Below are 21,686 nucleotides of genomic sequence, written 5' to 3' on the forward strand. Positions count from 1 at the left end.
AGACAGCCTTTTAATTTTATATCAAATTTGATTACCAAATTCTAACTCTATTTTCAGGAGCTAACCACATAGCATCACCTTCTTTAATATCAAACGCATCATAAAATGAATCAATATTTTTAAGAGGTTGCGTTGCTCTCACAATACCAGGAGAATGTGGATCTGTTTTAATAAGTGTGCGTAATGCATCATCTCTAGTTAAGGTTCTCCAAACAGTTGCCCATGACATAAAAAACCGCTGTTCTGGTGTAAATCCATCGATGTTTTCAGGTCTTCCGTTTTCTTTAAAGCTTAACTGTAAACCGTCATATGCTCCAAGAACACCACCTAAATCACCAATGTTTTCGCCTAAGGTAAATTTACCATTAACATATACACTATCTAAAACTTCGATTGCACTATACTGATCTGCTAATGCATCACCACGTTTAGTAAATTCTTCCAAATCTTTCTCTGTCCACCAATTATTAAGGTTACCATCTCCATCAAAGCGCGCACCAGAATCATCAAAAGCATGAGAAATCTCATGACCAATAACTGCTCCAATTCCTCCATAATTTACAGCATCATCAGCTGTATAGTTATAAAATGGTGGCTGTAATATTGCTGCAGGAAAAACGATTTCATTATTTGTCGGATTGAAATAGGCGTTAACCATTTGAGGAGGCATTCCCCATTCACTTTTATCGACTGGCTCATTAATTTCAGATAAATTCTTTTCTTGAGACCATTTTCCAACAGCCATCATATTTTCTGCATAGCTATTGCCTTCTTTAACCATAAGGGTTGAATAATCTTCCCATTCATCTGGATAAGCAATCTTAACTGTAAATTTGTCTAATTTTTCAACCGCTTTCTTTTTTGTTTCTTCTGTCATCCAATCCAATTTCATGATTCTGTTTTGGAATGCAGTAATGACATTAGCAATCATCTCTTCAGCTTTCGCTTTAGCTTCTGGCGGGAATTTTGCTTCAACATATAATTGACCAATAGCTTCACCAACAGTACCATCAACAGTACCTAAAGCACGTTCATCTGCAGGGCGCATTGCCTTTGCTCCATTTAAGGTTTTAGCATAAAACTCCCAATTTGCTTTCTCAATTTCTGTACTTAAAAATCCAGCTGCATTATCAAGGGTACTCCAGTGCATTAATGTTTTAATATCTTCAATTGATGTAGTTTTTAAGAAATCATTTAAAGCAGCCATATACTTAGGTTGCATAACATTGATTGTACCTAAATCTTTTGTAATTCCCATATCTGCTACAAACTTATTCCAATCAATGGCTGGTGTCATGTTCTGTAGATCAGCAACCGTTAATGGGTTATTGTAATTACGAGCATCTCTCATCGCTACTTTATCTAATCTAGGTTCAGCTAATTTAGTTTCCATAGCTAAAATTTTCTTCGCAGCTGCATCTGCATCTGCTTTACTATAATTGATAAACTGAAGCATTCTAGCTATATGTTCAACATATTGTTGTCTTATTTCTTTAGATTTTTCGTCTTGATCTAAATAATAATCTCTTTGTAAGCCTAATCCTCCTGGGAAAACCCAAGCAATATTCATGCTACTATCACTCATATTTGTTGAAGCTCCAATACCAGCAAAAGGTGCTGCAACTCCCATTGTAGATGCATAAACCGTTTGCATGTCTTCAATGTTTTTAATCCCATTAATTTTATCAAGTAAGGGTTGTAAGGGTTGTATACCTGCCTCATTACGAGCAATGGTATCTAACTCAGTTTCAAAAATTAGTAATGCTTTTTTTTGGTCTGTACCTTCTGCATATGTTCCTAATTCTTTAGATGTGTTTACAATTTCTAAAACATCTTTTCTTGTCGCTTTACGCAAAACTCCAAATCCGCCCCAACGTGTTTCGTCATCTGGAATTGCTGTTGATTTTGCCCAATTACCATTTACATAATTGTAAAAATCTTCTTTTGGATTAACAGTTGTGTCCATGTTTTCCAAGATAATTCCTGGAATTTTCTCAACCATTGCTGTGTCTTCTTTTGGCTCTTCTTTACATCCTAAAAATGCAAAAACTGCCAAAACAGAAAGTATCAAAATACTCTTGATATTAGTTTTCATAGTGTTTGTTATGTTTTAATTTGATTTAAAATTAGTTATTAATTAGAAGCCTTAACTCGGCATTTGTTACATATTAACAAAACATTAAGAAAAACAAATCTTTACTTTTTTGATTTATTCTGGTTTTGAAATGTTATTTGCCTCAAACTCAAGCTTTTTATTGATTTGAAGATTAAGGTTTGAAAACGCAATAAACATCTCCTTCAACCCTTCAAGTTGTTCCTTTTTAGAAATATTGTCTAGTAATAGTAAGCTATTTATTTTAAGCATTTTAGTTTCTAAAGCCGTTATTCTGGCGTAAACTTCATTTGTACTAACTGCCTTTGGAATTTCTGTCCTAAAATCATTTATAAAAGTCGTAATCAAGCTAATATCGCTTTTTAAAAATGACAAATCTGCCGTTTTTAAATATTCCATTTGTGTGTTTAACTCTTGATATTTTTGCCAATCTTTAAGTGCATTCTGAGCATCATTACTTAATCCGTAGTCATTATACTTTAGATTTTGAATCTCAGATTTTGTAATCGTATTAGATGATTTCTCATCTACTGTAGTTTCAATCACTGTGTTTTGAGTATCTGTTTTACAACTAAGTATTAATATACTGAGAAGACTATATAGTAAAACTTTCAAACGCATAAATTTACAACTAAATTTAGCTGTAAATATACTTAAAGCGAATGTACTTTGAAGTCTATTACCATGGATTTAACAAAAAATAAAGTGTTGTTAATTTTAAGCATTAAAGTTTTGAGTCCCTTTTATTCTTAGTATTTTTGAGTCACATTAATTAGCATATAGTTTTATGTCAAAAGTATTAATCATTGGTGCTGGTGGTCAGATTGGTTCAGAACTAACACAGAAGCTGCGAGAAATTCATGGCAACAACAATGTTGTTGCTAGTGATATTAGGTTTTCAAATTTAGACACTGTAAACTCAGAACTTATTGAAAATCTAGATGCAAAAAACTTTGATGCGGTTAAAACTTGTGTTGAAAAACACAATATAGATACGGTCTACCTAATGGCTGCAATGCTAAGTGCAACAGGTGAAAAACACCCAATGATGGCTTGGGATTTAAATATGAATTCTCTATTTCATGTCTTAAATCTTGCAAAAGAAGGCCTTATAAAAAAAGTGTTTTGGCCATCTAGTATTGCCGTGTTTGGTCCAACGACGCCTTCAATTCAAACACCTCAACATACGACTATGGAACCCACTACAGTTTATGGTATTACTAAACAAGTAGGTGAGCGTTGGTGCGAATACTATCATAAACAATATGGTGTAGATGTTAGAAGTTTACGATATCCTGGAATTGTAAGTTGGAAAACGATGCCTGGAGGTGGCACTACTGACTATGCAGTTGAAATTTATCACAAAGCTCTAATCGATAAAAGTTATGAATGCTTTTTATCTGCAAACACTGAACTCCCAATGATGTTTATGGATGATGCGATTAATGCTACAACAAAGCTTATGCAAGCACCTTCAGAAAACATTAAAATAAGATCTTCGTATAATTTAGCGGCTATAAGTTTTACTCCAAAAGAATTAGCAGCTTCTATTGCAGCACATATTCCTGAATTTGAAATCAAATACAATCCAGATTTTAGACAGAAAATTGCAGACAGTTGGCCTAAGTCTATTGATGATTCTTCAGCGAGAAGAGATTGGAACTGGACACACAATTACGATTTAGAAGCTATGACCTCTGAAATGTTAAAACAATTGAGGAGCAAGTATGATTCTGAAGCTAAAGTTTCAACTTAAATTTCGCACTTAAAGACTCATTTTAAATATTTTACACCAAAATTAATCCACAAAAAAAGTCCAACATTTCTGTTGAACTTTTTTTTGCTCCTCTTCTTGGGCTCGAACCAAGGACCCTCTGATTAACAGTCAGATGCTCTAACCAACTGAGCTAAAGAGGAGTGTTTCTACGCTTTTGCGAGCGCAAATATATATTATTTTTTAAGTTTCACAAACAAAAAAAACAAAAAAATTATTCTAATCTTTTTTATATCCAATCATTAATATTGGCAAACAATACTAAAGTAATTAATATTATAAATCCAACGAGTTGAGCGCGTTCTAAAAACTTCTCACTTGGAGCTCTACCTGATATCATTTCAAATAATAAAAACATGACGTGTCCTCCATCTAGTGCTGGTATAGGTAATAAATTTAAAACTCCTAACATTATTGAAAGAAAGGCCGTAAGAATCCAAAATGCTTGCCAACTCCATACACTAGGAAAAATACTATAAATCGCTTTAAAGCCACCAACGCCTTTATAGGCTCCTGTGCTTGGATTAAAAATAGCTTTTAATTGAGCTCCATATTTATTAAGCGTATCTACAAAATCTGTAGCTCCTGCTCCAAAACTTTCACCAAATGTGTAGGTTTGAATAGCAATATCATAATAGCCTAATTCTGCAAATCGATCATTGTCATAGGCTGGCTGAATTCCGAATTTTCCATTTTCATCAACTCTTAATTGTCTTGTTATGGTCTCATCTCCTCTCAACAATTCAACATTTAACGTTTGATTCTTATAATTTGTCATTAAAGAATCTAACTGATCAAAATAGCGTAATGGCTTTCCATCAATAGCAGTAATAATATCTTCAGCTTTAATATCTAGTGATTTATTTAACGACGAGTCATCAACATTCGCAATCATAAACGGAATACGACGTTCAAAAAGTTCTTTGCTTTTTGCAGAGGTAAATTGTCCAAGAAAATCTTCAGGTAAATCTATTACTTGTTCCTGACCATTTCTTTTAATCGTTATTTTTTCAGCACCAATAATGTTTGAACGTACATCATAATCATTTATCACTTTGATGTCATTAACCGCTAATATTTTGTCTCCTGTTTTAAAACCTAAACCTTGAAGAAACTCGTTTTCAATCCAATAACCATCTTTTAAGCTTTCTATTTTGGTCGTTTTATCACCATATGTAAAGGCAATGAAGACATAAATAACATAGGCTAAAATAAAGTTAACTGTTACACCACCAAGCATAATTATTAAACGTTGCCAAGCAGGTTTAGAACGGAATTCCCATGGCTGAGGTGGTTGAGACATTTGTTCTTTATCCATGCTTTCATCTATCATTCCGGCTATTTTTACATAACCTCCAAGAGGCAACCATCCAATACCATAAACTGTTTCTCCTATTTTTTTCTTAAATAAAGAGAATTTGATATCAAAAAATAAGTAGAACTTCTCTACTTTGGTTTTAAATAACTTTGCAGGTATAAAGTGTCCTAATTCGTGCAGTACGATTAGAAGTGAAAGGCTTAATAAAAATTGTGATATCCGTATTACAAACTCCATGTATCTCTAGTCAAAATTTTACAAGACACAAAAGTAGTGTTTTGGTGTCATTTAGAAAACTATATTTAGAGTTTAACCTAATTTTTTAGTAGACTTTTATTAATTACACCCTTGTCTGTTTGAAATTGAATAATAAAGAGTCCATCAGAGAATGAAGATACCTCAATTTTTTCTGTCCATTCTGAACGATATAATAGTTGTCCAACTGCGTTATAAATTGCTATAGAATTGACCTTTAAAGATTCTGGTTTTTGAATATTTATTAGTCCTGAAGTCGGATTAGGAAACACTTTAAGTTTAGATTCATTTTCAATTTCAAAATCATCAATACTAAGCACTTGATTATTGGCCGAAATAATATCAAATTCTGGGTTGAAAAGCACATTCTGAACTTCAAAATTTACGGTTTCAGTAAACTGTTGCATATTGAAAGTATGGTCTAATACCACATCTAATTGTTCACCTAATGTTCCTGATAAACGCACTAGAACTGGAGCTTCAAAAAATGAAACTGAAGGATGACTTTGAGTTTGTGAAAGCTGAATTGTAATGTCATTTGTTGTAGGTTGATTCCAATTAACGGTATAGCTTGGATAGCCTTGATTGAATAACCAATCGTTAAAGAATTCGGTTAAATCTTCACCTGAAGTTGTTTCCACTATAGAAATAAAATCTTCAGTTTTTGCATACCCATAAGCATGTTCAGGAGCACTTAAATAATTTTGTAAGGCTTGAAAAAAATTGGTGTCACCTAATTTTTTTCGAAGCATGTGCAATACCATAGATCCTTTGTTATAACTCAATCTCCCGCTAAAAATACGCCCAACATTTGTTGTATCGATATCACTTAAATATACAGCTCCACCTGGTTGAGAAGTGATTGAACTAATGCGCTGTTGTTTCCATGCTCTAAATATGTCATTGCCATCAAAATTCTCAAAAACTAGACCTGACAAATACGTTGCAAAGCCTTCGTTTAGCCAGATATCTTTCCAACTTCCGCAAGTGATTTTGTTACCAAACCATTGGTGAGCTAGTTCATGAGCTATTAAATTTCTTCCGTAGCCACCCATAAATGAAACTGTCGTGTGTTCCATGCCTCCTCCGAAACCAAATTGAGCATGACCATACTTTTCATCTTCATATGGATAAGCTTCAAAAAGATTTATAAACAAGTCCATTATATCAACAGTAACTGGTGTACTAGCTTGAGCATTCGCTAAGCTTTCAGAATACACATAATTAACAATATCAAATGGGTTACCATTATTTGGAACTTGATGTGAATATACTTCGTAATTGGTTACAGAAATAGCAATTAGATATGCAGGAATTGGATATCGATGTTTGAAATGCGTTGTTTTATTTAATCCATTTATAATCTGACTTTGCTCTAAGCCATTGGAAACTGCAATGTATTGTTCATTGGTTGGATTAAAGGTTGGCGATGTAATAAATACATCAATAGAATCTATTTTGTCTATCAAATCTTGTTTACATGGCCACCAAGCTTTTGCTCCATACGGTTCAGACAAGGTCCAAATTGTAGGATCACCACTATGGGTTTCCTGCACAAAAGAACCGAGACCAGAACTAATTGGATTTCCAGAATAGCTAATCGTTAAAGAATCTAAAACTCCTATATTTTGAATTACAGGCAATGATACAATCAATTCATCATCAGAATTTTGCGTGAATGTCAACATAGATCCTCTTTGCTCGACTTGAGATACTGTCATATTATTCGACAAATCAAACGTAATGTCAATCATGTTCTCTTTTGCTTCAAAATAAGTTGTAATATCACCTGTAATAAAAGCAACCGAAGGATCCACTTCTAGTTCTAATCTGTGGTATTTTAAATCGTAATTACCAGTATTTAAATTGGCACGATGCATAATTTGGCTTAAGGCCGATTTAGCTTCGGCAATACGAACGTCTTCTAAGGTTTCATTGAAATCTTGTGCAAACAAATTAAAAGACAATAAACAAAAAAGCGTTAGTAATGGTATTCTCATGAGGTTCTAATTTTCTTTTCTATAGCAATATAGCGTGTTAAAAGTACTGAATTTGTTATAAATGTGTCGTATTTTTGCATTCAAATCTTACATTAAAGCCCTAAAAAACAAGTCATGCTAGCGTTTTTTAAACAGTTTAAACTCTTTTTCATTGTATTATTAGTTGTTTCAGGAATTATTATTTCTATTTTTTATTCTATCCTTAAGGTTGAACAACCTTTACCAATTTATCAACCAAACCGAATTGATGCATCTCTTGTAGATAGTACAATTCAGCACAAAAAGAAATACCACACCATAGCAGATTTTAAACTTATCAATCAAAATGGCGAAACGATTACACAAGATACTTACAAAGGAAAAATCTATGTCGCTGACTTCTTTTTTACAACATGCCAAACCATTTGCCCAATAATGACCGATCAAATGCATCGTATTCAAGAAGAATTAAAACTTGATCCTGAGGTTTTATTATTATCACATTCTGTAACACCAGAAATAGATTCTGTTGCCCAATTAAAGCAATATGCCGTCGAAAAAGGTGTAAATGATAATAAGTGGAATCTCGTTACTGGAGATCGCAAACAAATTTATGACTTGGCTCGAAAATCGTATCTTGTAGTTAAAGACGATAATTCTGAAGATTACGGAATGATTCATACCGAAAACTTCGCCCTTATAGATAAAGACAGACAAATTAGAGGTATTTACAATGGGATTAGTCCGACTTCAATAGACTCCTTACTTCTAGATATCAAACGACTGAAAAAAGAATATCAATAGTTTTAAGATAACTATTTCTTTACATAAACTTTTTGACTTATTTTTGCTTCTTTAAAATCAATCTAAATAAGCTTGCAAGCAACATTAGCTGACATAAAACGTGGACAACAAGGCATTATCACTGATGTCTCATCAATTCACATTCCTCTTAAGTTATTAGAAATGGGGTGTTTACCAGGAAATATGGTCGAGCTAGTTCAAGTGGCTCCATTTGCAGATCCTATGTATCTAAATATTAATGGAACACACTTAGCCATTAGAAAAGAAACTGCTATTCACATTTTAATCGAAATTACCAATGCCTAAACAAATTAATGTTGCGCTTATTGGGAATCCGAATACGGGAAAAACATCTGTTTTTAATGCCTTAACAGGTTTGAACCAAAAAGTTGGTAATTATCCTGGAATCACTGTTGAAAAAAAAGAAGGGATTTGCAAGTTACCCAGAGGTGTAAAAGCTCACATTATAGATCTTCCCGGAACTTACAGCCTTAATGCGTCTTCTTTGGACGAAAACGTTGTGATTGAATTATTGCTAAATAAAAACGATAAGGATTTTCCAGATGTGGCAGTTGTAGTGAGTGATGTTGAAAACCTGAAACGAAATCTACTGCTTTATACCCAAATAAAAGATTTAGAGATTCCTACCATTTTAGCAATCAACATGTCTGACCGAATGCAATATAAAGGCATTCAGTTAGATATTCCCTTATTAGAAAAAGAATTAAAAACTAAGATTGCTCTTATAAGTACACGTAAAAATAAAGGTATTGACGAGCTTAAAGAACTTATATTAAATTTCAAGGAGCTTTCAATCAAACCTTGTGTTAATGCCTCTGAAATTGATCCCAATTATTTTGAAGGGTTACAAAAAACATTTCCAAATCAATTATTATATAAACTTTGGTTGGTTATTACTCAAGATGTTAACTTCGGAAAAACAGACAGAAACGAAATTGATGCTATCAATAGTTTTAAAACAAAGAGTAAAGCAGATTTAAAACGACTACAACAAAAAGAAACCATAAAACGGTATCAATTTATAAATAATACCCTTAAAAAAGGCCAAACTATCGATTTAAAATCTGCTAAAGATTTACGAATACAACTCGATAGAATTTTGACCCATAAGGTTTGGGGTTATTTAATATTCTTTGTCATTTTATTAACCATTTTTCAAGCTATTTACGATTGGTCTAGTGTTCCTATGGACTTTATAGACAGTGTTTTTGCTTCTTTTAGTGAATGGACAAAAAACAGTTTGCCTCAAGGCGCATTTACAAATTTAATTGCTGAAGGTATTATTCCTGGTCTTGGAGGCATTGTGATTTTTATTCCACAAATTGCCTTCCTATTTTTATTTATTGCCGTTTTAGAAGAAAGTGGATATATGAGTCGTGTTGTATTCTTAATGGATCGAATTATGAGGCGTTTTGGATTAAGCGGAAAAAGTGTTGTGCCACTAATTTCGGGTACTGCTTGTGCGATTCCTGCTATCATGGCAACTCGAAATATTGAAAGTTGGAAAGAACGTTTAATCACTATTTTAGTAACACCTTTTACAACCTGCTCTGCAAGACTTCCAGTATATCTGATTATTATCGCCTTAGTCATTCCTGAAGGCCGATTCATTGGATTAAGTTATCAGGCACTAACTTTAATGCTTTTATATTTAATCGGATTTGGTGCTGCAATAATTTCAGCTTGGATTTTAAACAAAATACTTAAGATAAAGAGTAAAACCTTTTTTGTAGTTGAGATGCCAAATTACAAATTACCATTATTTAAAAATGTTGTTTTAACTGTAATTGAAAAAACAAAATCATTCGTATTTGGAGCTGGTAAAATAATCTTAGCAATTTCAATAGTATTATGGTTTTTGGCCTCTTATGGTCCAGGTGAAGACTTTAATAATGCTGAAAGTATTGTAACTACTGAATATGCATCTCAAGATTTAACTGCTGAAGAATTACAACAAAAAATAGCCTCACATAAATTAGAACATTCCTTTATTGGGATTGCTGGACATGCTATTGAGCCTGCAATTCGTCCCTTGGGTTATGATTGGAAAATTGGTATTGCCATTGTAAGCTCATTTGCCGCTAGAGAAGTTTTTGTAGGAACCTTAGCCACAATTTATAGTGTAGGTAACGATGAAGAAGAAACCATCAAAAATAGAATGGCTGGTGAAGTAAATCCAATATTAGGTGGACCATTATTTAATTTTGCTAGCGGAATTTCACTACTTCTGTTTTATGCGTTTGCCATGCAATGTATGAGTACTTTGGCAATTGTTAAACGTGAAACCAATAGTTGGAAATGGCCAACTTTACAACTTGTAATCATGAGTGGATTTGCTTATATTGTAGCTTTAATCGCTTTTCAAGTATTGAAATAAGATGAATACTATTATACAAAACATCCTCGTTTTTACTACACTTGGACTTGCTCTACTTTTTTTAGTGCGAAAATTCATCTGGAAACCAAAAAAGGCTTTATCTAAAGCTTGTGGTACAGATGATGGCTGTGGATGTCAATAAAACGATTTTTCAAAAATAACATATTGTCACCTCAAGCAAAGTCGAGAGGTCTTATAGTAACAATTGGAGTAATTAGGTCTCGACTGCGCTCGACCTAACAAATTACATTAAAGTAAAAATTAATTATACTTCCGAAGCCAAGCCAAAGTATGAGCAACCTTACTAATTAAATTGCTTGGTTTTTTATAAATGCCATGTGATGCATCTGGTAATTCAACTAATACGGTTTCAATTTTTCTTAGTTTTAAAGCATGATATAATTGTTTAGCTTCACTTGGAGGCGTGCGCAAATCGTTTAACCCAACAATTACCATTGTAGGTGTCTCTATGTTTCCAACCAATGACAATGGTGAGAATTTCCAATACGTTTCAAAATTTTCCCAAGGTTGTCCAGGATATCTCGAATTAGCATAACCAAAATAATTGTCTGCTACTAATGTTTTACTTATCCAATTAATAACAGGTTTATGCACAACTGCTGCTTTAAAACGGTTGTTTTTTCCAATCATCCAAGCTGTCATTATACCTCCTGCACTTCCTCCAGTAACATATAATTTATTAGTATCGACGATTCCTTTGTTGACTAAAAAGTCAACTCCATCCATTACATCGTTATAATCTTGTCCAGGATAATTGTTGTATAACAGATTCGCAAACTCTTCACCATAACTTGTGCTTCCCCTAGGATTTGGATAAAATACCACATAGCCATCAGCTGCATATAATTGCATTTCAGGAGAAAATCGGTCACCATAATTAGAAATTGGTCCTCCATGATTTTCAACCAATAAAGGGTAGGATTTAAACGCATCATAATAAGGCGGTTTTACAATCCAACCTTGAATAGATCTTCCATCAAACGTTGAGGTATACCAGACTTCCTCTACTTGACCTAATGTTCTATAATCTAAAACATCAGAATTTAAATGGGTAATCAATTTTGGTCGTTTTTGTTTTGGTTGTATCACTGCTAACTCTGATGGATATTCTGGTCGAGAATGTGTGTAAACAATTGTTCCATTATTTGACATCGAAAAAGATCCACCACCATAAGGTCGTCCAATGGTCGTACCTCCTAAATTATCTGCAAGTTTTGTGATTTTTCCAGAGATAGTAATGTATGCAACTTTAGTATTCCCTTTATCATCATAAGTGAAATTCAATCCTTTTCCATTGGTGTCCCAAGAAATATTTGAAACACTTCTATCCAAATCTGAAGATATAATTCTACGATTACTTCCATCGGTATTCATTAGGTGCAAAACGGTGTTTTGATAAGTTTGTACTTTATCCAAATGCCCCAAAAAAGCAATGGTTTTCCCATCTGGTGAAACTTTAGGTGAATAATCAGGACCATCTTGAGTGGTCAATACAGTTATGCTTTTAGTCGCGATATTGACGCTATATATTTCACTATTATTGAATCTATATTCCCAATCTTCTACTCTATTTGCAGCAAAAAAAATAGTGTTTCCATCGGGAGAAAATGACAAATTGCTATTATGATCATAATCATCTGTTGTGATTTGATGTGCTGAACCTCCTTCAGAAGGAATACTAAAAATATGTGTAAAACCAGGTTCCATATAACCTCCTCCATCTCTTTCGTGTTTTAAGCGATCTGTTATTCGTGCTGGTTTCGCCCAGTTTGCACCTTTAGGCTTTGAAGGCATAGTAGCTATAACTGGAGGCTTTTTAGAAATAAACATTGTAAAAGCAAGATGTGTTCCATTTGGCGACCATGTTAAATTGCCTGGTGATTTTTCCAGATGAGATAATTTTGCGATTTGTCCAGTTGCAGTCCAGTACATATATAATTCTGAACCTTCAGTAGTTGCACTTATAAAAGCAATGCGATCTCCACTTGGTGACCATCTAGCTTGTGATTCATTTACTTCCCTTGAAGTTAATTTTCTATGTGAAGTCCCATCAGAATTGATAATCCAAAGATTTCCTTGGGATTTGTCATTCATAATATCAAAACCATTTCGTTTGTAAACTATTTGTGAACCATCAGGAGAAATTTGAGGATCTGAAGCCCATTCTAATTCAAAAACATCTAAGGGTTGAAATGGTGTTTTTTCAGCCTGAGCAAGAACGAATTGAAATGTAAAAACTAAAATTAAAAGTGTACAAAATCGAGACATGTGAAGATCTTTAAAATTAAAACGTGAAATTACTAATTATAAGAAAACCGTCCTAACTTAAATATTTTAGTTACATTTGTAAAATATTTAAGCAAGCTTAAAAATTAATTAAAGCACTCAAAATAATGTCCGTAGCCATCGAAAATTTTGTAAAAGCTATTTACAACAACGACAAGCATGATATCAAAGATACCAAACCAGGAAATATAGCTAAACAACTAGGAATTTCTAATCCTGCAGCTACAGACATGGCGAAAAAATTAGCTGCAAAAGATTTATTGCATTACCAAAAGTACCAAGCACTTCAACTCACTGAGAAAGGCAAAAAAATGGCACTTAATGTCGTGCGTAAACATCGACTCTGGGAAGCTTTATTATTTAAAATGTTTGATTTATCACTACATGATATTCATCGCGAAGCTGAATTACTAGAGCACCAAACTTCAGATTTACTCGCAGAAAAAATTAGTGAATATTTAGGTCACCCAAAATTCGATCCTCATGGAGATCCAATTCCTAATGCTGATGGTGAAATCACTACAACAGATACATCTATTTCCCTTTCGGATGCTGAAGAAGGAAAAACATATACAATCGCTAGATTAATGAGTGATGATAAAGAATTTTTTGAGTTCTGCGCACTAAACGAAATTAAATATCGAAATACACTCTCAATTATCAAACAATTTAGCGGTAACAAAATGACCCAAATATTAATTGGTTCTAATACCATTGTGTTGAATGAAAACTTTACTAAAATCATATATGTTGATGAAAATTAAAAATAATTTACTGTTGCTTTTCTTACCAATCGTATCTTCTTGTGGCAGTTTATTTGCACAACCAAATGAGGATTCAGTTACAATTTCTGAACCTTTAATAACTGATAGACCTGATGCTACAGAATCACCTCAAACAATTGCGCCTGGTTTTATTCAAGTAGAAACTGGTGGGTTTTATGAAAGTTTTGAAGACCATTCTATAACAACAGAAACATTTACCTATAATACTACTTTAGTGCGTTTGGGATTATTTGACAATTTAGAATTACGCATTGGTTGGGATTTTGTTGAAGGACAAACCACTATTAATGGAAGCAAATTAAATGATGTTACTAGCGGATTTAATCCTCTCCTTTTTGGTGCCAAAATTGGAATTTCTAAAGAAAAAGATTGGATGCCAGAAATGGGATTTCTATGTCATTTATATCTTCCGTTTACTGCAAGTCAAGACTATAAACCTGAAACAACTGGTGTTGATTTCAGATTTTCATTCGCACATACATTAAGTGAAAAATCTAGTCTATCCTATAATTTAGGGGCGCAATGGGGAGATGATTCACCAGAAGCAGCTTACATTTACTCCTTGTCATATGGCTATGGTATTACCGATAATTTAGGCGCTTATTTTGAGTTTTATGGAGATTTTCCTGAGGATAATAAAGCCAATCATTTTTGGAATACTGGTTTAACATATTTAATTTCTAATACTGTTCAATTAGATGCCACTTTTGGGTCTTCAATTACTAAAGGCCAAGATCTATTGCTCAGTGCTGGAGTGAGTTTCAAATTACCTACTAAATAAAAAAACATGAAGACAATCAAAACACTATTCACTTTACTACTTATTATTCCTTTTTTAAGTTGCAAAAATGACACGCCTTCTAACGGAAAACTCAACGTGGTTACTACTACTTCTATGATAACAGATTTAGTCAAAAACATTGGAGGTAATCATATCAACCTTAAAGGTTTAATGGGAAGTGGAGTTGATCCTCATCTTTATAAGGCAAGTGAAGGCGATGTGACAAAACTCGTGAACGCAGATATTATCTTTTACAACGGTTTGCATCTTGAAGGTAAACTTGTTGAGGTTTTTGAAAAAATGGGAAGCCAAACAAAAACACCAATTGCGTTAGGAGAAGAATTAGATAAAAACACCTTGATTGGGTCAGATTATTTTGCATCTAATTACGATCCTCATGTGTGGTTTAATATTGATTATTTTATGCAATTTGCCGAAAAAGTGACACAAGTGCTTATAGAAAAAGACCCTGAAAATGAAGACCATTATACATCTAATCATACTTCATATATTAATAAACTAGTAGCGCTTCAGACAAAATTGGAAGGTATTATTGAAACACTACCAAAAGAAAAAAGGGTTTTAGTAACCGCTCATGATGCCTTTAATTACTTTGGAAAAGCCTACGGTTTTGAAGTCGTTGGATTACAAGGCTTATCTACTGCAACTGAAGCTGGCGTTCAAGATGTACAAAAATTATCTACATTTATTATCGAAAAAAACATTAAAGCTATTTTTGTAGAAAGTTCGGTTCCTAAACGAACTATTGAAGCCTTAAAAGCTGCGGTGAAATCTAAAGGTCATGACGTTTCAATTGGTGGCACTTTATATTCTGATGCTTTAGGAAATGCTGGAACTATTGAAGGCACGTACATTGGGATGTTTGAATACAATGTAAATACAATTGTTAATGCGCTTAAATGATGGAACACAAAATTGCAGTTCAAATAGATGATTTAACAGTAGCTTACAACTATAAGCCAGTACTTTGGGATATTGATTTAGAAATTCCGGAAGGCGTACTTATGGCTATTGTTGGACCCAATGGTGCAGGAAAATCAACACTTATTAAATCTATTTTAGGAATCCTAAAGCCTATTGCAGGAAGCGTTACTATTTATGGCAAGTCTTATGAAAAACAACGGTCATTAGTTGCCTATGTACCACAAAAAGGAAGTGTAGATTGGGACTTTCCAACCACTGCTCTTGATGTAGTAACAATGGGTACTTACGGAAGTTTAGGATGGATAAAACGTCCGAGACAAAAAGAAAAAAAGGCTGCGTTAGAGGCGCTTGAAAAAGTAGGAATGCTACCTTTTAAAAACCGACAAATTAGTCAGTTATCAGGTGGACAACAACAACGCATATTTTTGGCAAGGGCTTTAGTTCAGGATGCATCAATTTATTTTATGGATGAACCATTTCAAGGTGTAGATGCAACAACAGAAATAGCAATTATCAATATTTTAAAAGAACTCCGAAAATCGGGTAAGACTGTTATTGTAGTCCATCACGATTTACAAACCGTTCCTGAGTATTTTGATTGGGTTACCTTTTTGAACGTGAAAAAAATAGCCACTGGTCCTGTTAAAGACATTTTTAATGATGATAATTTAACTAAGACCTATGGAATTAATTACAAAGTAAGTATTCAGGAATAATGGATATCCAAGAGTATTTTTCTTTAGTCTTTTCAGACTACACATTGCGAACCATCACACTTGGAACAGCTATTTTAGGAGCTGTCACAGGAATGTTAGGGAGCTTTGCTGTACTTAGAAAACAAAGTCTTTTAGGTGATGCAATTTCTCATGCAGCTTTGCCAGGCATCGCAATTTCGTTCTTAATTACAGGTGCAAAAGATAGCAATACTTTACTGCTAGGCGCTTTAGTTAGTGGTTTGATTGGTACCTTTTGGATTAGAGGAATTATAACTAAAACACATCTAAAATCTGATACCGCTTTAGGACTCATTCTTTCTTTGTTTTTTGGCTTCGGAATGTTATTACTTACATTCATACAAAAACAACCTAATGCCAATCAAGCAGGATTGGATAAATATTTATTCGGGCAAGCAGCAACGTTAGTTGAAAGTGATGTATGGATGATGGCTATTGTGACTGGAATTTGCCTTTTTGTACTCCTACTATTTTGGAAAGAATTTAAGATTTTATTATTTGATAAAGACTATGCCAAAACACTTGGTTTTAATACTAAAACTATAGATATTCTAATAACAAGTTTTATAGTTTTAGCAATCGTTTTAGGTCTTCAAACTGTTGGTGTTGTATTAATGAGTGCCATGTTATTAGCGCCAGCAGCAGCAGCTCGTCAATGGACAAACAGCCTTTCTAAAATGGTGTTTCTTGCTGCCTTATTTGGAGCGTTTTCAGGTGTATTTGGAACTGCAATCAGCGCAAGTCAAAACAATTTATCAACTGGACCAGTTATTGTTATTGTTGCAGCTGTATTTGTATTTGTCTCTTTTGTGTTTTCACCAAGTCGAGGTTTACTTTTCAAACAAATCCGTTTTATCAAAAATAGGCGTGATTTAGAGCTTCATAAAACCTTAGCTTTTATGTATCATATTGCTGAAACACACGAAGATATTTCGCATCCACACGAAGTTAAAATTTTAAATAATTTTCAAGGATTCACAAAAGGCACTTTAAAAAAATTAGTGGAGAAAAACTATGTAACACTCGAAGGATCGACTTGGAGTTTAACTACTGAAGGTTTTAATTCAGCTTTAAATCTATATAACCAATTGACCAAACAAGATGAGTAGTGCGCAAATAGAAATACAAATCATAGCGAGTCTGGTTGCGATAGCTTGTGCAATTCCAGGCACATTTTTAGTGCTTCGAAAAATGGCAATGATAAGTGATGCCATTAGTCATTCAATTTTACCAGGAATTGTAATTGGTTTTTTTATAACACAAGATTTAAATTCACCTTTACTAATTCTGCTTGCCGCTATTACTGGTGTAATTACTGTTGTATTAGTTGAATATATACAAAAAACTGGATTGGTAAAAGAGGACACAGCAATAGGATTGGTCTTTCCCGTCTTGTTTAGTATTGGTGTGATTATGATTGCGAAAAACGCTAATGATATTCATTTAGACATTGATGCCGTGTTGCTTGGAGAATTAGCTTTTGCACCTTTTGATCGTTTACTTATTTCAGGAATTGATGTTGGTCCGAAATCCCTATGGATTATTGGAAGCATACTCATCATAACCATTGCATTATTATTCGCTTTTTTCAAAGAATTAAAGCTGAGTACATTTGATAAAGGCTTGTCAGCTTCCCTAGGATTTTCTCCAGTTATTATTCATTACGGATTAATGACTGTGTCTTCGGTAACAACCGTTGGTGCGTTTGATGCTGTGGGAGCTATTCTAGTTGTGGCATTAATGATTGCTCCAGCTGCATCAGCTTACCTATTGACAACAAACTTAAAGAAGATGCTCATTTTATCCATTATTTTTGGTGTATTTAGTGCCGTTTCTGGTTATTGGTTTGCACATTGGTTAGACGCTTCTATATCTGGATCTATAACAACAATGCTTGGTATATTGTTTTTATTCGTGTATTTATTTGCGCCAAGCAAAGGTATTATTGCTGTCATTTATAGAGAAAAACAACAACGAACAGAAGTCTCCTTACTCACATTTTTACTGCACTTAAAAAATCATGAAGATGAACGAGAACGTCATGTTAATCATTTAAATGAACATATCAATTGGCAAAAAGTACGTTCAAAAACAGTTTTAGATTTAGCCATGAAAAACAATATGATTGAAATTGATAAAAATATTGTTTCATTGACCTCAAAGGGTGATGAATTCACAACCCAAGCAATTGACTATATTATAACCAATGAAGACTCTCAGATAGAAGACATGAAAGATGATTTCTTCTTATTTAGAGGCTAATTTATTGCTTAATAAGCTTGTTTCCTGTTATCCAAGATATTTCAGATTCAAAAAATCTGATGGATGTGTCAATAACCCTGTCGGATTTATCTCTTGGTGATTTACTAATAAATCTGGCTTTAGTTCCGCTAAAATCTAAAGTAAATTTATCATCTAATTCTGAAGTTTTCGTAGCAAACGAAATGATTTTATTAGTTTGGGTCCAAGTCCCTTTACCATACGTATGAGTTTCTGGAGGAATGCCACTTTCAATTCTACGATAATTATAATATTCAAAAGTTCCGTCGGCATAAAGTGTAAGTGTTCGACTTAGCTCAAATTCATTAGAATCTGTTGATTGAGATTTCAATTGATAGACTCCTGCTACATCTTGAGCATTTAGGCTTATTGAACTTAAAAGTAGAACAAATAATAATAGATATTTCATTAGTAATCGTTTTGGTTGACTAATTCTGTATCACAAATTTTATGCCTTTTTAATCTAATTTTATAGTCTTTTTAAAAATCCCATTCTTATCAGTATTTTTTTGTACAAACCACATTATGGATGCAATTATAGCAACCACAACTAGTATAACTGAAGTTACAATAAATATTGTCGACTCATTAAGTTCAGAAGATTGCTCACTTATTACACCTGCAATTTTATTGAATATTAGTATTGGCAAACTCACTACACTTAAAATAATAGCTAGATATTTCGGATTTGAATATTTTGTAGTAATTGCATAAAGCATTGGAGATAGAAAAGCTTCACTCAGAGCCAGTAATAAACCTGACGCAATTAATATCATTGTACTTCCTTCTTCTGAATTTTCAGAAAATGAAATCATCAATCCTAAAGCCAAGGCTGAGAACATTAATCCTATACAGAATTTAGCAAATTGATTCGTATAAATGAATGTCCAAATGATAGCTAAAATTAATGTAAATACGATTCCTGAACCAGATGTAATATTCATCCAATGTGAAAACTCCAATCCTGAATCGAATATATACATTGAAGTCAATCCAGATGACATTTCATAACAAGCCCAAAAAATACCAGAAAAAGTAATAGCCACAAAAACAAATAGAATATGGATAACATTAATGTAATTCAAAGGCATTTTTTTTGTTCCTAAATCTTCATCTGTATTAAAAAAGCCTATTAAGGTAGCAAGTAACATTAGTATGCCTCCAAAAATAAATCCATAGCTAAAATTTTCACTGCCAACTAAACCAATCAGCATTACACCTAGAAAAGCACCTATGTTAATAAAGAAGAATAATCCGGAAAATCCTGCATCTATAATTTTGGGTTTATTTGAATACTGTTTCCCGAATTGAGCTAATACATTCGGTGAAAATAATCCGTTTCCAATTACTAAAAGACCAACACCAATGTATAAAAATGACATGCTTGAGAAACAAAGTAAAAAACAACCGAGTGTTTGCAATAAACCTCCAAATAAAATAGCTAATTTATTTCCTATTAGAAGATCTCCTAATAAAGATCCTATAACCTTAGAAAGGTAAAAACTAAGTGTCAACCAACCATAAAAACCAAGTGCTTCAAATCTTGTCATGCCTAAACTTTCACTGACCATATAAAGGATTAATATGGAGCGAATACCATAATAAGAAGCTCTTTCTATTCCGTTTGAAATGGCATATAGTAGTGCATTAAATGTATGTGTGTGTTTTTCCATTCTGTTCAATTTATCTCGCGCAGTTCACACAAAACAAGCTTTCTGGTCTTATGAAGATTCTACCAATAGGAATCGTTTGTTTGCATTTTAAACAGACACCGAAATCATCATCATTTATTTTAGATAGCACAATTTTTAAGGTATTGAGTTTACTTTCTGCTTGTCGTAAAGACGCTTCATTTATAGTTTTATTATTAATCGCATCCATTCTACTTACACGTCCAATAGCGTCATTTGGAGCAATTGGTTTCGTAAGGTCTTTGTAGTGTACAATAGATGCTTCAGTTTTTGAAATCTCATCTAAAATTGTCTGCTTTATTTCTGCTTTATCCATAACGTATAATTATGTAATTCATCTAAAATAAGCGATTTAAATGAAAGTTTTGCTTTTATTGTCGACTATAATCTCCTCAATCTAAACCTATGGAATTTATTGAATATATAACAGGAAAAGGCGGCATAATGATTCTCGGCTTAATTGTCGTAGTCGTTTTTATCTACAGAAAATATAAAGAAAAGCGTTATTTTAAAGACATCGAAAAACGGAGAAATAATAAGGGTCAAAACAATTAAAAACCTCGTTCTTTTTGTAATTGTTCATAAGCTTTTTGCACTTGTCTAAATTTCTCTTCAGCACCTTTTTGATGTTCCTTTCCTAAATGAATCACCTTATCTGGATGGTACTTTTTAGCCATCTTTCTATAGGCTTTTTTAATTTCATCAACCGTTGCACTTTTAGTGATTTCCAAAATTTTATAGGCATTATCACTACTGTCGTAAAACATGGCTTTAATACTTTCATAGTCACGAGAACTAATCCCTAAATAACCACAAATAGTGTAAATTTGTGTGACCTCAACTTCGGTAACCATACCATCTGCTTTAGCTATTCCGAAGAGAAAATGCACCAATTGTAAACGTGATGCATGATCCATCATTTGTTTAATCTGTAAACATACTTGACGTGTTGGAATTTGCTGCTGGCTAATATTCTTAAATAAACGAAAGGCATGATTTGCACGTTCTTTTCCATACATACTAACAAACTGTTGCCTAACAAAATCCAATTCTTTTTGATCTTGAACACCATCAGCTTTAATCACTACAGAAGCCAAAATAAGTAAACTCACTTCAAAATCTCCCGATTGCGTTTGTGGTCGTTGGCGTTGTCTTTCATAATTAGGCGTTTTACGATACGTTCCTCTACCAGATCGTTTACTTGTAGTTGGTCCATCACCTAATAAAAATCCTCCTTGCTGAGCAGTACTATCAATTAAACTCCCTATAGCTAATCCTATAATAGCACCAATTGGACCACCAAAAGACCAACCTAAAGCACCACCAATCCATTTTGCAAAACTCATGTACCTGTTTTATTTTTTAATATTTCAAATATACTATAGTTAGTAGGCTTTTTTCATTATTTGTTACCGAATTTACACATAGAAAACTTAAATAGCTCTATAGAAACTGCCAACTAAAGACTTAAGACTACATACTTATTTTCCGTATCTTTGCAATCTAAATATTAATCTTATAA

Annotated in this window: 21 protein-coding genes and 1 tRNA gene; 12 read left to right on the plus strand and 10 right to left on the minus strand. The window is 33.2% G+C overall.

Features of this window, described 5'->3' with window-relative positions:
* Nucleotides 1-31: 31 nt before the first annotated feature.
* The gene (locus tag VOI25_RS02260; RefSeq protein ID WP_323787322.1) at nucleotides 32-2,095 is read right to left on the minus strand and encodes a M13 family metallopeptidase; all 2,064 of its coding nucleotides are present in this window, start codon (nucleotides 2,093-2,095) and stop codon (nucleotides 32-34) included.
* A 114-nt stretch (nucleotides 2,096-2,209) separates the two neighbouring features.
* The gene (locus tag VOI25_RS02265; RefSeq protein ID WP_323787324.1) at nucleotides 2,210-2,728 is read right to left on the minus strand and encodes a hypothetical protein; all 519 of its coding nucleotides are present in this window, start codon (nucleotides 2,726-2,728) and stop codon (nucleotides 2,210-2,212) included.
* A 172-nt stretch (nucleotides 2,729-2,900) separates the two neighbouring features.
* Between VOI25_RS02265 and VOI25_RS02270 the strand changes: the two genes are divergently transcribed.
* Nucleotides 2,901-3,869, plus strand: a complete 969-nt coding sequence (locus tag VOI25_RS02270; protein WP_323787326.1) for an NAD-dependent epimerase/dehydratase family protein — start codon at nucleotides 2,901-2,903, stop codon at nucleotides 3,867-3,869.
* A gap of 87 nt (nucleotides 3,870-3,956) precedes the next feature.
* On the opposite strand, the gene VOI25_RS02275 is transcribed toward VOI25_RS02270, so the two are convergent.
* From VOI25_RS02275 to VOI25_RS02285, 3 genes are all read right to left on the minus strand, one after another.
* A tRNA-Asn gene (locus VOI25_RS02275) sits at nucleotides 3,957-4,030 on the minus strand.
* Nucleotides 4,031-4,116: 86 nt separating this feature from the next.
* The gene (gene rseP, locus VOI25_RS02280) at nucleotides 4,117-5,442 is read right to left on the minus strand and encodes an RIP metalloprotease RseP (protein ID WP_323787327.1); all 1,326 of its coding nucleotides are present in this window, start codon (nucleotides 5,440-5,442) and stop codon (nucleotides 4,117-4,119) included.
* A 77-nt stretch (nucleotides 5,443-5,519) separates the two neighbouring features.
* On the minus strand, nucleotides 5,520-7,460 hold the full coding sequence (locus VOI25_RS02285; protein WP_323787328.1) for a M1 family aminopeptidase: 1,941 nt from the start codon (nucleotides 7,458-7,460) through the stop codon (nucleotides 5,520-5,522).
* A gap of 114 nt (nucleotides 7,461-7,574) precedes the next feature.
* On the opposite strand from VOI25_RS02285, the gene VOI25_RS02290 reads away from it, so the two are divergent.
* The 4 genes from VOI25_RS02290 (at nucleotide 7,575) to VOI25_RS02305 (ending at nucleotide 10,783) form a co-directional block, all read left to right on the plus strand.
* Nucleotides 7,575-8,243: an SCO family protein gene (locus VOI25_RS02290; protein ID WP_323787329.1), complete on the plus strand. Its 669-nt coding sequence runs from the start codon at nucleotides 7,575-7,577 to the stop codon at nucleotides 8,241-8,243.
* A gap of 72 nt (nucleotides 8,244-8,315) precedes the next feature.
* Nucleotides 8,316-8,549, plus strand: coding sequence for a FeoA family protein (locus VOI25_RS02295; RefSeq protein ID WP_323787330.1), 234 nt, complete (start codon nucleotides 8,316-8,318; stop codon nucleotides 8,547-8,549).
* Entirely contained in the window at nucleotides 8,542-10,641 is a 2,100-nt protein-coding gene (feoB, locus tag VOI25_RS02300; RefSeq protein WP_323787331.1) for a ferrous iron transport protein B, read from the plus strand. Before VOI25_RS02295 ends, feoB begins: the two co-directional genes overlap by 8 nt.
* Before the next feature lies 1 nt (nucleotide 10,642).
* Nucleotides 10,643-10,783 (plus strand): FeoB-associated Cys-rich membrane protein, encoded by a 141-nt coding sequence (locus tag VOI25_RS02305; RefSeq protein WP_323787332.1) that lies wholly within the window; start codon nucleotides 10,643-10,645, stop codon nucleotides 10,781-10,783.
* 119 nt (nucleotides 10,784-10,902) lie between these two features.
* Here VOI25_RS02305 and VOI25_RS02310 read toward each other — a convergent pair whose 3' ends face one another.
* On the minus strand, nucleotides 10,903-12,930 hold the full coding sequence (locus VOI25_RS02310) for a S9 family peptidase (RefSeq protein WP_323787333.1): 2,028 nt from the start codon (nucleotides 12,928-12,930) through the stop codon (nucleotides 10,903-10,905).
* A gap of 125 nt (nucleotides 12,931-13,055) precedes the next feature.
* Between VOI25_RS02310 and VOI25_RS02315 the strand changes: the two genes are divergently transcribed.
* Genes VOI25_RS02315 through VOI25_RS02340 form a run of 6 tightly spaced genes read left to right on the plus strand, consistent with a single transcriptional unit; the run spans nucleotide 13,056 to nucleotide 18,455 of the window.
* Nucleotides 13,056-13,712 (plus strand): metal-dependent transcriptional regulator, encoded by a 657-nt coding sequence (locus VOI25_RS02315; RefSeq protein ID WP_323787334.1) that lies wholly within the window; start codon nucleotides 13,056-13,058, stop codon nucleotides 13,710-13,712.
* Nucleotides 13,702-14,514, plus strand: a complete 813-nt coding sequence (locus tag VOI25_RS02320; RefSeq protein ID WP_323787335.1) for a transporter — start codon at nucleotides 13,702-13,704, stop codon at nucleotides 14,512-14,514. The genes VOI25_RS02315 and VOI25_RS02320 overlap by 11 nt, the downstream gene beginning before the upstream one ends.
* Before the next feature lie 6 nt (nucleotides 14,515-14,520).
* Complete coding sequence (locus VOI25_RS02325; RefSeq protein WP_323787336.1) at nucleotides 14,521-15,438, plus strand: metal ABC transporter solute-binding protein, Zn/Mn family; 918 nt, start codon at nucleotides 14,521-14,523, stop codon at nucleotides 15,436-15,438.
* Entirely contained in the window at nucleotides 15,438-16,175 is a 738-nt protein-coding gene (locus tag VOI25_RS02330) for a metal ABC transporter ATP-binding protein (RefSeq protein ID WP_323787628.1), read from the plus strand. The genes VOI25_RS02325 and VOI25_RS02330 overlap by 1 nt, the downstream gene beginning before the upstream one ends.
* Nucleotides 16,175-17,302: a metal ABC transporter permease gene (locus tag VOI25_RS02335; RefSeq protein ID WP_323787337.1), complete on the plus strand. Its 1,128-nt coding sequence runs from the start codon at nucleotides 16,175-16,177 to the stop codon at nucleotides 17,300-17,302. The genes VOI25_RS02330 and VOI25_RS02335 overlap by 1 nt, the downstream gene beginning before the upstream one ends.
* Nucleotides 17,295-18,455: a metal ABC transporter permease gene (locus VOI25_RS02340; RefSeq protein ID WP_323787338.1), complete on the plus strand. Its 1,161-nt coding sequence runs from the start codon at nucleotides 17,295-17,297 to the stop codon at nucleotides 18,453-18,455. The genes VOI25_RS02335 and VOI25_RS02340 overlap by 8 nt, the downstream gene beginning before the upstream one ends.
* 1 nt (nucleotide 18,456) lies before the next feature.
* Here the strand turns inward: VOI25_RS02340 and VOI25_RS02345 are convergent, their stop codons facing one another.
* From VOI25_RS02345 to VOI25_RS02355, 3 genes are read right to left on the minus strand one after another with little or no spacing between them, the layout of a single operon-like run.
* Nucleotides 18,457-18,882: a hypothetical protein gene (locus VOI25_RS02345; protein WP_323787339.1), complete on the minus strand. Its 426-nt coding sequence runs from the start codon at nucleotides 18,880-18,882 to the stop codon at nucleotides 18,457-18,459.
* Nucleotides 18,883-18,931: 49 nt separating this feature from the next.
* Entirely contained in the window at nucleotides 18,932-20,146 is a 1,215-nt protein-coding gene (locus VOI25_RS02350; RefSeq protein WP_323787340.1) for an MFS transporter, read from the minus strand.
* 10 nt (nucleotides 20,147-20,156) lie between these two features.
* A complete protein-coding gene (locus tag VOI25_RS02355; RefSeq protein ID WP_323787341.1) occupies nucleotides 20,157-20,480 on the minus strand; it encodes a TraR/DksA family transcriptional regulator in 324 nt (107 codons plus the stop codon).
* Between the two features lie 89 nt (nucleotides 20,481-20,569).
* Between VOI25_RS02355 and VOI25_RS02360 the strand changes: the two genes are divergently transcribed.
* Entirely contained in the window at nucleotides 20,570-20,719 is a 150-nt protein-coding gene (locus tag VOI25_RS02360) for a hypothetical protein (RefSeq protein WP_323787342.1), read from the plus strand.
* Here the strand turns inward: VOI25_RS02360 and VOI25_RS02365 are convergent.
* Nucleotides 20,716-21,510: a TerB family tellurite resistance protein gene (locus VOI25_RS02365; RefSeq protein ID WP_323787343.1), complete on the minus strand. Its 795-nt coding sequence runs from the start codon at nucleotides 21,508-21,510 to the stop codon at nucleotides 20,716-20,718. The two genes, VOI25_RS02360 and VOI25_RS02365, sit on opposite strands and share 4 nt — an antisense overlap.
* Nucleotides 21,511-21,686: the final 176 nt, after the last annotated feature.

Origin of the sequence: Psychroserpens sp., assembly GCF_034670085.1 — a bacterium.
In the GTDB taxonomy this organism is placed as follows: Bacteria; Bacteroidota; Bacteroidia; order Flavobacteriales; family Flavobacteriaceae; genus Psychroserpens.